The organism is Mycobacterium sp. UM_Kg1 (assembly GCF_000972925.1).
Lineage (GTDB): Bacteria > Actinomycetota > Actinomycetes > Mycobacteriales > Mycobacteriaceae > Mycobacterium > Mycobacterium hiberniae.
In genome coordinates, this window is record NZ_JRMK01000128.1 from 1 (window position 1) to 10,791 (window position 10,791).

11 protein-coding genes are annotated in these 10,791 nt (G+C 68.4%); 7 read left to right on the forward strand and 4 right to left on the reverse strand.

Going from position 1 to position 10,791, the window contains the following annotated elements:
* Positions 1 to 473: TetR-like C-terminal domain-containing protein (locus LI92_RS16900; protein WP_046320833.1), on the forward strand; the 473-nt coding region annotated here is incomplete at its 5' end.
* Positions 474 to 521: 48 nt separating this feature from the next.
* On the opposite strand, the gene fadA6 is transcribed toward LI92_RS16900, so the two are convergent.
* From fadA6 to ipdE1, 4 genes are read right to left on the reverse strand one after another with little or no spacing between them, the layout of a single operon-like run.
* Positions 522 to 1,688 (reverse strand): steroid 3-ketoacyl-CoA thiolase FadA6, encoded by a 1,167-nt coding sequence (gene fadA6, locus LI92_RS16905; protein ID WP_046320834.1) that lies wholly within the window; start codon positions 1,686 to 1,688, stop codon positions 522 to 524.
* 2 nt (positions 1,689 to 1,690) lie between these two features.
* Positions 1,691 to 2,269, reverse strand: coding sequence for a TetR family transcriptional regulator KstR2 (gene kstR2 / locus LI92_RS16910; protein ID WP_046320835.1), 579 nt, complete (start codon positions 2,267 to 2,269; stop codon positions 1,691 to 1,693).
* Between the two features lie 4 nt (positions 2,270 to 2,273).
* Positions 2,274 to 3,074, reverse strand: coding sequence for a (5R,7aS)-5-hydroxy-7a-methyl-1-oxo-2,3,5,6,7,7a-hexahydro-1H-indene-carboxyl-CoA reductase (gene ipdF / locus LI92_RS16915; protein WP_046320836.1), 801 nt, complete (start codon positions 3,072 to 3,074; stop codon positions 2,274 to 2,276).
* Positions 3,071 to 4,219 carry an acyl-CoA dehydrogenase IpdE1 gene (gene ipdE1, locus LI92_RS16920; RefSeq protein WP_046320837.1) on the reverse strand — a complete coding sequence of 383 codons (1,149 nt, stop codon included), beginning with the start codon at positions 4,217 to 4,219 and terminating at the stop codon, positions 3,071 to 3,073. Before ipdE1 ends, ipdF begins: the two co-directional genes overlap by 4 nt.
* Positions 4,220 to 4,325: 106 nt before the next feature.
* Here ipdE1 and fadD3 point away from each other — a divergent pair, with 106 nt between their 5' ends.
* From fadD3 to LI92_RS16950, 6 genes are all read left to right on the forward strand, one after another.
* Positions 4,326 to 5,867, forward strand: a complete 1,542-nt coding sequence (gene fadD3, locus LI92_RS16925) for a 3-((3aS,4S,7aS)-7a-methyl-1,5-dioxo-octahydro-1H-inden-4-yl)propanoate--CoA ligase FadD3 (RefSeq protein ID WP_046320839.1) — start codon at positions 4,326 to 4,328, stop codon at positions 5,865 to 5,867.
* On the forward strand, positions 5,867 to 7,000 hold the full coding sequence (locus LI92_RS16930) for an acyl-CoA dehydrogenase family protein (RefSeq protein WP_046320844.1): 1,134 nt from the start codon (positions 5,867 to 5,869) through the stop codon (positions 6,998 to 7,000). The genes fadD3 and LI92_RS16930 overlap by 1 nt, the downstream gene beginning before the upstream one ends.
* Positions 6,997 to 7,962, forward strand: coding sequence for an acyl-CoA dehydrogenase family protein (locus LI92_RS16935; protein WP_046320840.1), 966 nt, complete (start codon positions 6,997 to 6,999; stop codon positions 7,960 to 7,962). The genes LI92_RS16930 and LI92_RS16935 overlap by 4 nt, the downstream gene beginning before the upstream one ends.
* Positions 7,963 to 8,910 carry an acyl-CoA dehydrogenase IpdE2 gene (gene ipdE2, locus LI92_RS16940; protein WP_046320842.1) on the forward strand — a complete coding sequence of 316 codons (948 nt, stop codon included), beginning with the start codon at positions 7,963 to 7,965 and terminating at the stop codon, positions 8,908 to 8,910.
* Positions 8,911 to 8,928: 18 nt separating this feature from the next.
* Positions 8,929 to 9,915, forward strand: coding sequence for a linear amide C-N hydrolase (locus tag LI92_RS16945; protein ID WP_046320843.1), 987 nt, complete (start codon positions 8,929 to 8,931; stop codon positions 9,913 to 9,915).
* Positions 9,916 to 9,935: 20 nt separating this feature from the next.
* A partial coding sequence (locus LI92_RS16950; RefSeq protein ID WP_286135160.1) for an alpha/beta hydrolase family protein occupies positions 9,936 to 10,791 on the forward strand: 856 nt, incomplete at its 3' end.

A 10,791-nucleotide genomic window follows, 5' to 3' on the forward strand; every position in this document is an offset into this window, starting at 1 on the left:
CCCCCAATGCCGCCTACCGCCACTTCGCCGACCGGGAGGAACTGTTGAGAGCGGTGGCCGTCGCCATCTGGGACCGCATGGCCGCACGGATGAGCCCACCGGCAACCGGCCGAGGTACCCCGCAGACCCGGGCGCGTAACCAGCTGCGCGCGGTCGGGCTCGGCTACATCGGATTCGCCCTGGACGAGCCGGGGTGGTTCACGGTGGCCTTCTTCGGCTCAGGCGTCAGCTCAATAGGCGACGGCCAAGTCCCACCGCCGTTTCGGGCGCTGGTCGAGGCACTCGACGCATTGGCCGACACCGGTGTGCTGTCACCCCAGCGGCGCATGGGCGCGGAATGGCCGTGCTGGTCGGCGGTGCATGGGTTCGCCGAGTTGGCCCTGCGCGGACCGCTGCACGGCGCCCCCCGCCCCGACCTGGACGCGCTGGCGCAACGCACGGTCGACGACATCATCTCCGGGCTGGTGGGCTAAGCCAACCGGCCCGGACTGTGCTGCCGGCAGGCACCGGCAGCACCGCCGTCAGCTGCCAAGCCGCTCGATGATCGTGACGTTGGCGGTGCCGCCGCCTTCGCACATGGTCTGCAGGCCGTACCGGCCGCCGGTGCGTTCGAGTTCGTTGAGCATGGTGGTGAACAGCTTCGCGCCGGTGGCGCCCAGCGGGTGGCCCAGCGAGATAGCCCCGCCGTTGGGGTTAACCTTCGCCGGGTCGATCGGGAACTCCTTCATCCAGGCCTGCACCACCGGGGCAAACGCCTCGTTGATCTCGACGACGTCGATGTCGTCGATGCTCAGACCGGTCTTCTCCAGGGCGTAGCGGGTGGCCGGAATCGGGCCGGTCAGCATGATCACCGGGTCATCGCCGCGGGCGCTGATGTGATGGATGCGGGCGCGGGGAGTCAGGTTGTGGGTCTGCACTGCGCTTTCCGACGCCAGCAGCACCGCAGCCGATCCGTCACAGATCTGGCTGGAGACCGCCGCGGTGAGCCGGCCGCCCTCGACCAGCGGCTTGAGCGAGGCCATCTTCTCCAGGGTGGACTCGCGCGGGCACTCGTCCACCCGGAAACCGTCGACGTCGATGATCTCGTTGTCGAAACGACCCTCGGCGATCGCGGTGAACGCCCGCTGGTGACTCTGCAGCGCGAAGCGCTCCATGTCCTCGCGGGAGATGTCCCAACGCTCCGCGATCATCTCGGCGCCCCGGAACTGCGAGACCTCTTCGTCGCCATAGCGCTCCAGCCACTTCTTCGACTCATTGGTCGGGGAGGTGAAGCCGAACTGCTCACCGACGACCATGGCCGACGAGATCGGAATCCAGCTCATGTTCTGCACGCCACCGGCGACGATCAGGTCCGCGGTGCGCGACATGATCGCCTGCGCGCCGAACGAGATGGCCTGCTGAGACGAACCGCATTGCCGGTCCACCGTGACCCCGGGGACCCCTTCGGGGTAGCCCGCCGCCAACCAGGCCAGCCGGCCGATGTTGCCGGCCTGGCCGCCGATGGCGTCCACGCAGCCGGTGATCACATCGTCGACCGCAGCCGGGTCGACGCCGACGCGGTCCAGCAGACCGCGAAACGCCAACGCGCCCAAGTCAATAGGGTGAATACCAGCCAGCGACCCGTTACGCTTGCCGACGGCGGTGCGCACGGCGTCGATGACGTACGCCTGCGATACTTGAGCGGCCATTTTCAGACTCCTTCTTTGGTGATTCCACCCAGCACGATGGCGAGGTATTGCCTGCCGACTTCCGCGGCGGTCAGCGGTCCACCCGGTTGGTACCAGCGCACCGATACCCAGGTGGTGTCACGAATGAAGCGGTAAACCAGGTCGACGTCGAGGTCGGGCCGGAAACATCCCGCTTCAATGCCCTGCTGCAGCACGTCAAGCCACATCTTACGTTGCTGGCGGTTGCGTTCGTCGACGTAGGAGAACCGCTCGTGAGACGACAGCCGTTTGGCCTCGTCCTGGTAGATCACGACTTGGGCGTGCCGATGCTCGATCGCGTCGAACGACGCCAGGAACAATCCCTTGAGCCGCTCCAGGGGATCGCTTTCGTGATCGATGATCTGCTGATAGCGGGCGAACAACCAGTCCAGAAAGTCGCGCAGCACCTCGTCGACCATCTCCTCCTTGGAGGAGAAGTGGTGATACAGACTCCCGGACAAGATCCCGGCGGCGTCGGCGATGTCGCGCACAGTCGTGGCACGCAGGCCACGCTCGGCGATCATCTCCGCCGCCAGATTCAAGAGTTCGTCCCGGCGCGTCATGGCATCAGGCGCGCTGGCTGGAAACCGAGATGACCTCGCCGGTCAGGTAACTGGAGTAGTCGCTGGCCAAGAACGCGATGGTGGTGGCGATCTCCCACGGCTCAGCGGCGCGACCGAACGCCTCGTCGCCGGCGAGCCGGTCCAGCAGCTCGGCCGAGCTGGTCTTCTCCAGGAACTTGTGCCGCGCGATGGACGGCGAGACGGCGTTGATCCGCACCCCGTACTCGACCGCCTCGATCGCGCTGCACCGGGTCAGAGCCATCACGCCGGCCTTGGCCGCTGCATAGTGCGACTGGGAATGCTGGGCGCGCCAGCCCAATACGCTGGCGTTGTTGACGATCCCCCCGCCGTGGGAGACACCGCGGAAGTAGCGCAGCGCCGCCCGAGTGGCCCGCATCACCGAGGTCAGCGTCACGTTGAGCACGCGGTCCCACTCGTCGTCGGTCATGTCGATCACCGGGGTCTGTCCGCCGAGCCCGGCGTTGTTGACCAGCACGTCGAGCCGGCCCATCTTCGCCACGGCCTCGTCGAACAGCGCGTCCACCGCGGCGGTGGAGGTGACGTCACAGACCACCGCCTCGACGCGGCCCAGGCCCAGGGCGGCCAGTTCGTCGCGGGTCTCGGAAAGCCGGCGCTCGTGGTAGTCCGAGACCACCACGTCGGCGCCTTCCAGCAGCGCCCGGCGCGCGGTGGTGGAGCCGATGCCCGTGCCGGCGGCAGCGGTCACCAGGACCGTCTTGCCCACCAGCAGATCGTGCCCGCCGATCTCCTGCGGCGCCTTGGACAGATCCGAAGTGGCGCTCATCCCTTTGCCTCCCGGGGTAGGCCGAGAACACGCTCGGCGATGATGTTGCGCTGAATCTCGTTCGACCCGCCGTAGATGGTGTCGCTGCGGGTGAACAGGTAGAGCCGCTGCCATTCGTCGAACTCGCCGTCGCGCAGGACCATCGAGTCGCGCCCGATCACGTCCATGGCGAGTTCACCGAGATCGCGGTGCCAGTTGGCCCACAACAACTTCGAGACGTTGTCTTGGCCCGGCTGCTCCACGTCCATGGTGGCCATCGCGTAGGAGCGCATGGACCGCAAGCCCACCCAGGACCTGGTCAGCCGCTCACGGATCAACGGATCCTCGGCGGCGCCGTTGCGCTGCGCGAGCTCGGCGAGCGCGGAAAGTTCCCGCGCGTAACGGATCTGCTGCCCCAGCGTCGACACGCCCCGCTCGAAGGTGAGGGTGCCCATCGCCACTTTCCAGCCGTCGCCGGGCTCACCGACCACCAGATCGGCGTCGGTGCGCGCGTCGTCGAAGAACACCTCGTTGAACTCCGAGGTACCGGTGAGCTGCACAATCGGCCGGACCTCGACCCCGGGCTGGTCCAGCGGCACCAGCAGATAGGACAGCCCGTTGTGCCGCTTGGAGCCCTTCTCGGTGCGGGCCACCACGAAGCACCACTGCGACAGGTGCGCCAGTGACGTCCACACCTTCTGGCCGTTGATCACCCACTGGTCCCCGTCGAGGACTGCGGTGGTGGCCACGTTCGCCAGATCGCTGCCGGCGCCCGGTTCGGAGTAACCCTGGCACCACAGCTCGGTGACGTTGCGAATGCCGGGCAGGAAGCGTTGCTGCTGCTCGGGTGTGCCGAAGGCGATGAGGGTCGGCCCCAGCAGCTCTTCGCCGAGGTGGTTGACCTTGTCGGGGGCGTCGGCGCGGGCGTACTCCTCGTAGAACGCCACCCGATGTGCCACCGACAGGCCGCGCCCGCCGTGTTCCACCGGCCAGCCCAGGCAGGTCAGGCCGGCGTCGGCCAGATGGCGGTTCCACGCCATCCGCTCCTCGAACGCCTCATGCTCGCGCCCCGGACCCCCGAGGCCCTTGAGCTCGGCGAATTCCCCGACCAGGTTGTCGGCCAGCCATGCACGGACCTCAGCCCGGAACTCCTCGACTGCTTGCACCCCTGTAGGCTAACCTACCAAGCACTTGCTCGGCTACGAGCCGTCGAGCCCAGGGAGCCCGCGCTGGCGGCAATACAGAGTTCAGCGACGGGGAGGAGCAGCGCCTATGAGTACCCAACCGCAGACCACACCTGCGGCCCTGGACCACATCGCCCGTGCGCTTCCCGACCATGACGCCCTGGTCACCGAGGACCACCGTTTCACCTACGCCGCCCTGCGCGACGAGGTGCGGCGGGCCGCCGCGGCCCTGATCGCCCTCGGCGTGGCGCCCGGCGACCGGGTCGCACTGTGGTCGCCGAACACCTGGCACTGGGTGGTCGCCTGCCTGGGCATCCACTACGCCGGCGGTGTGCTGGTTCCGCTCAACACGCGCTACACCGCCGCCGAAGCGACCGACATCCTGGTCCGCAGCGAAGCCAAGGTCTTGGTGGGCATGGGCCGATTCCTCAAGTCCGACCGCCTCGCCGAACTGGACCGCGGCCAGCTGCCCGCACTGCAACACGTCGTCCGCGTGCCCGTCGAGGCCGCAGACGGCACCTGGGACGAATTCATCGCCGCGGGCGACGGTGTTTCTGGCGCCGACATCGATGCCCGTGCCGCCGCCGTTCGCCCCGACGACCTCTCCGACATCCTGTTCACCTCCGGCACCACCGGTCGCAGCAAAGGCGTGCTCTGCGCACACCGGCAATCGCTGGCCGGCCCGGCGGCCTGGGCGGCGTGCGGCCAGATGACCGCGCAGGACCGCTACCTGTGCATCAATCCGTTCTTTCACAACTTCGGCTATAAGGCCGGCATCCTGGCCTGCCTGCAGACCGGAGCGACCTTGATACCGCAGGTCACCTTCGATGCGGCCGGCGCGCTGCGCGCCATCGAAGAACATCGCATCACGGTGCTGCCCGGGCCCCCCACCATCTACCAGACGCTGCTCGATCACCCCGACCGCGACCGCTACGACCTGAGTTCGTTGCGGTTCGCGGTCACCGGCGCGGCCACCGTCCCCGTTGTGCTGATCGAGCGCATGCAGACCGAACTCGACATCGACATCGTGCTGACCGCCTACGGACTGACCGAGTCCGGTGGCTTCGCGACCATGTGCCGCGCCGACGACGACGCCGTCACCGTCGCGACCACCTGCGGGCGGCCGATCGGCGACTTCGAGCTGCGGCTGGACACCGGCGGCGATGCGGATTCCGGCGAAGTCCTGCTGCGCAGCTCCAACATCATGCTCGGCTACCTCGACGACCCGCAGGCGACCGCCGCGGCGATCGACGCGGACGGCTGGTTGCACACCGGCGACATCGGGACCGTGGATGCCGCCGGAAACCTGCGGATCACCGACCGACTCAAGGACATGTACATCTGCGGCGGATTCAACGTCTACCCCGCCGAGATCGAACAGGTGCTGGCTCGCCTCGACGGCGTTGCCGACGTCGCGGTGATCGGCGTACCCGATGACCGGCTCGGCGAAGTGGGCCGTGCCTTCATCGTGCGCCGACCCGCCTCGACCCTGGATGAAACCGCAGTGATCGCATACGCCCGTGAGCATTTGGCGAACTTCAAGGCACCGAGATCGGTGACCTTCACCGACTCCCTACCGCGCAATCCCGGCGGCAAGGTGGTCAAGCATGAGTTGAGAGAGTGGGCCTGATGGACCTGAATTTCGATGACGAGACCGAGGCCTTCCGCGCCGAGGTGCGCGACTTCCTGGCCGCGAACTCCGACAAGTTCCCCACTGAGTCCTACGACACCGCGGAGGGTTTCGAGCAGCACCGTCGCTGGGACAAGGTGCTTTTCGACGCCGGCCTGTCGGTGATCGCGTGGCCGAAGAAATACGGTGGCCGTGACGCCACCCTGCTGCAGTGGGTGGTCTACGAGGAGGAGTACTTCCGCGCCGGCGCACCGGGGCGCGCCAGCGCCAACGGCACCTCGATGCTGGCGCCGACCCTGTTCGCGCACGGCACCCAGGAGCAGCTGGATCGGGTGCTGCCGAAGATGGCCAGCGGCGAGGAGATCTGGGCGCAGGCCTGGTCGGAGCCGGAGTCCGGCAGCGACCTGGCGTCCCTGCGCTCGACGGCGACCAAGGTCGACGGCGGCTGGAAGCTCAACGGGCAGAAGATCTGGAGCTCGCGCGCCCCGTTCGGCGAGCGCGGCTTCGGGCTGTTCCGCTCCGATCCGGAGGCCCAGCGCCATCACGGCCTGACCTACTTCATGTTCGACCTGAAGGCCGACGGGATCACCGTGCGCGCCATCGAACAGCTCGGCGGCGAGACCGGCTTCGGCGAGATCTTCTTCGACGACGTCTTCGTCCCCGACAACGACGTGATCGGTGTGCCGAACGAAGGCTGGCGCGCCGCGATGAGCACATCGAGCAACGAACGCGGCATGAGCCTGCGCAGCCCCGCCCGGTTCCTGGTGGGCGCGGAAAAGCTGGCGGCAATGTGGCGAGAGCACGGCAGCGATCCGGTGTTCACCGACCGCGTCGCCGACGCATGGATCAAGGCCCAGGCCTATCGGTTGCAGACATTCGGCACCGTGACCCGGCTGGCAGCCGGCGGTGAGCTGGGTGCGGAATCGTCGGTGACCAAGGTGTTCTGGTCCGATCTCGACGTCGCGCTGCATCAGACCGGCCTGGACATCCGCGGCGCCGACGGGGAGCTCGCCGACGCCTGGACCCACGGTTACCTGTTCTCGCTCGGCGGGCCGATCTACGCCGGCACCAACGAGATTCAGCGCAATATCATCGCCGAGCGGCTGCTGGGCCTGCCCCGGGAGAAGAAATGAAATTCGATCTAGACCAAGAACAGCGCGACTTTGCGGCCAGCATCGATGCCGCCCTGGGCGCCGCCGACGTTCCCGGCGCGGTGCGCGCCTGGTCGCAGGGTGACACCGAGCCGGGCCGCCGGGTGTGGAATCAGCTGACCGAGCTCGGCGTTACCGCACTGGCGGTTCCGGAGGAGTTCGACGGCATCGGCGCCCACCCCGTCGACCTGGTGCTGGCCGTCGAGGCACTCGGCCGCTGGTGCGTGCCCGGGCCGGTGGTGGAGTCCATTGCGGTGGCGCCGCTGCTGCTCGCCGGCTCGCCTGATGCCGGTTCGCAACTGGCCGGGCTTGCCGCCGGCGAGCTGGTCGCCACCGTGGCGCTGCCGCCGCACGCCCCCCGGGCCGTCGACGCCCAGGCCGCCGACCTGGTCCTGCTGGCCGGGGACGGCCAGGCCGGCACGGCGCAGGCCGGCGCCCGCCACGCCTCGGTGGACCCCAGCCGCGGCCTCTTCGAGGTCGCCGCGACCGGAACGACCTGGGACGCCGACACCTCCCGCGCCTACGAGATAGGTGCCCTGGCCACTGCCGCACAGCTCATCGGGGCCGGTCAGGCGATGCTGAACACGGCCGTCGACTATGCCAAGCAGCGCACCCAGTTCGGTCGGGTGATCGGCGGCTACCAGGCCATCAAGCACAAGCTGGCCGACGTGCACATCGCGCTCGAGCTGGCCCGGCCGCTGGTGTACGGGGCGGCCTTGTCGTTGGCTGACGACTCTGCCGACACCGCCCGCGATGTCAGCGCCGCGAAGGTGGCCGCGTCCGACGCGGCGCTGCTGGCCGCGCATTCGGCGCTGCAGACCCACGGCGCCATCGGCTTCACCAGCGAATGCGATCTGTCGCTGTGGCTGCTGCGGGTGCAGGCCCTGCGCCCCGCATGGGGTAACCCGACCGCTCACCGGCGGCGAGTGTTGGAGGCGATCTAAGTGGCCCGTAACGACGAACGCGACCTGCTGCGCCAGACCGTGGCCGCACTGGTCGACAAGCACGCCACACCTGAGGCGGTCCGGGTGGCGATGGACTCCGAGCGCGGCTACGACGAGACCTTGTGGCAGCTGCTGTGCGAGCAGGTCGGCGCCGCTGCTCTGGTGGTGCCCGAGGAGCTCGGCGGTGCGGGCGGCGAACTGGGCGACGCCGCAGTGGTTCTCGAGGAGCTGGGCAAGGCACTGGTGCCCACCCCGCTGCTGGGCACCATCCTGGCCGAGCTGGCGCTGCTGGCGGCCCCCGAACCCGACGCCGAAACGCTGGAGCGACTCGCCGAGGGCGGCGCGATCGGCGCGGTCGTGTTCGACGACGGCTACGCCGCCAACGGTGACATCGCCGATATCGTCGTGGGTGCCCGCAACGGCCGGCTGGAGCGCTGGACCGGCTTCGACGCCGAGCCGGTGGCCACCATGGACCCCACCCGCCGACTGGGGCGGATCACCCCCACCGCGGCCACGGACATCGGCGACGACCCCGGTATCGCGGACTACGCGGCGATCCTGCTGGCCGCCGAGCAGATCGGCGCAGCGGACCGCTGCCTGGCGCTGACCGTGGAGTACACCAAAAGCCGGGTGCAGTTCGGCCGGCCGATCGGCAGCTTCCAGGCGCTCAAGCACCGGATGGCCGACCTGTACGTGGCGGTGTCGGCGGCCCGCGCCGTGGTCGATGACGCGATCGCCGAACCGTCGCCGACTTCGGCGGCGCTGGCACGCGTGGTCGCCAGCGAGGCGTTCACCAAGGTGGCCGGGGAAGCCGTTCAGCTGCACGGCGGCATCGCGATCACCTGGGAAAGCGACATTCAGCTGTACTTCAAACGCGCGCACGGAAGTTCGCAGCTCCTCGGCCTGCCGGCACAGCATCTTCACCGGTTGCAGGCCGAGGTCATCTGAAGCCCGTACGGTAGCGGCATGTGCACTCGTCTGGTTTACCTGGGTCCCAATGGCAACATCATCACCGGTCGGTCGATGGACTGGAAGCTGGATTTGGCGACCAACCTGTGGTCGTTGCCGCGTGGCGTGAAACGTGACGGCCGAGCCGGGGCCAACTCGATCGAATGGACCGCCAAGTACGGCAGCGTGGTGGCCACCGGCTACGACATCTGCACCACCGACGGACTCAACGAAGCCGGCTTGTCGGCGAACCTGCTCTGGCTGGCTGAGTCGGTGTACCCCACCTACGACGGCAGCCGCCCCGGGCTGTGCATCTCCGTCTGGGCCCAGTACGCACTGGACAACTTCGCCACCGTGGCCGAGGCCGTCGAAGCGCTGCGCGCGGAGCCGTTCGAGGTGGTCACCGACGGCGTGCCCGGCGAAGACCGACTGGCCACCCTGCATCTGTCGCTGTCGGATGCCACAGGCGACAGTGCGATCGTGGAATACGTTGACGGCAAGCAGGTGATCCACCACGGCCGCCAGTACCAGGTGATGACGAACTCGCCGATCTTCGACCAACAGCTTGCGGTCAACTCCTATTGGGAGCAGCTGGGCGGCACGGTCATGCTGCCGGGAACCAACCGGGCGGCGGATCGATTCGCGCGGGCCTCGTTCTACGTCAACGCGATACCGAAATCCGAGGACTTGAAGGTCGCTCTGGCCTCGGTGCTCAGTGTCGTGCGCAACGTGTCGGTGCCCTTCGGCATCTCTACGCCCGACGAGCCCAACATCTCCTCCACCCGGTGGCGCACCGTCGCGCACCACACCCGTAAGTTGTACTTCTTCGAATCAGCGCTGACCCCCAACGTGTTCTGGGTGGACCTGAGCAAACTCGACTTCGGCGAAGGCGCCCCGGTGCGCAAGCTGGACCTGGGCTCCGACGACAGCAATATCTTCGCCGGCGAGACATCGACGGATTTCGAAGTCGCCGAACCGTTCACCTTCCTCGGATTGAACAAGTGAGACCCCCTGTCCACACCGCGTTGCTGTCGGCGGGGCTGGCCGCCCTGGTACTGGCCGCGCCGGCTGCCGCCGCACCGGCACCGCAGTGGTCGGGACTGGACGCCCGCGGCTACGCCGGCCCCATTCCCGCCGACGGGACCCTGATCACCTCGGTGCCGCTGGACCCGGACCTGTCGGTGACCGGTGCCGCCACGGCCTTTCGAATCCTGTACGCCACTCAAGACCAGCACGACCGGCCTGCGGTGAGCACGGCGGCGGTCTTCGTGCCGCACGGGGCGCCCCCGCCCGGCGGATGGCCGGTGATCGCGTGGGCGCACGGCACCGTCGGCCTCGGCGACGACTGCACCCCGTCGGCTCGGCCCCGCAGTGCCCGCGACGACGAGTACCTGTCGCACTGGCTCGATCAGGGCTACGTGGTGGTCGGCACCGACTACGCCGGCCTGGGCACCCCGGGACTGATGAGCTATCTCAACAGTGTCACCGAGGCGCACTCGGTGATCGACTCCGTGCGGGCCGTCCACCAGATGGACCTGCCGCTTTCGCCAAAGTGGGCGATCGTCGGCCAATCCCAGGGCGGTGGTGCGGCGATCAACAGTGCCTGGTGGGCCACCCGGCTGACCGCCGGCGCTGGCCTGGACTACCGAGGCGTGGTGGCCACCGGGACGCCGGCAAACATGGAACGGGTGGTGCTGGAGGCCGGTCCTGACCTGCCTGCGCGGCCCGTGCCCGCCGCGGCGATCAGCTACACGGCCTACATCGTCGCCGCACTCCGCGAAGCGCTTCCCGCCATTCCTTTCGACCGGGTCTTGACACCGCGCGGACGTGAGCTGGCCGACCGGGCGGAGACCGTCTGCAAGACCGAACTGGACCGGCAGG

Bases quoted from the DNA above. Each gene is read 5' to 3' on its own strand.
- fadA6 (WP_046320834.1), bottom strand. From the start codon at position 1,688: ATGGCCGCTCAAGTATCGCAGGCGTACGTCATCGACGCCGTGCGCACC.
- kstR2 (WP_046320835.1), bottom strand. From the start codon at position 2,269: ATGACGCGCCGGGACGAACTCTTGAATCTGGCGGCGGAGATGATCGCC.
- ipdF (WP_046320836.1), bottom strand. From the start codon at position 3,074: ATGAGCGCCACTTCGGATCTGTCCAAGGCGCCGCAGGAGATCGGCGGG.
- fadD3 (WP_046320839.1), top strand. From the start codon at position 4,326: ATGAGTACCCAACCGCAGACCACACCTGCGGCCCTGGACCACATCGCC.
- LI92_RS16930 (WP_046320844.1), top strand. From the start codon at position 5,867: ATGGACCTGAATTTCGATGACGAGACCGAGGCCTTCCGCGCCGAGGTG.
- LI92_RS16935 (WP_046320840.1), top strand. From the start codon at position 6,997: ATGAAATTCGATCTAGACCAAGAACAGCGCGACTTTGCGGCCAGCATC.
- LI92_RS16945 (WP_046320843.1), top strand. From the start codon at position 8,929: ATGTGCACTCGTCTGGTTTACCTGGGTCCCAATGGCAACATCATCACC.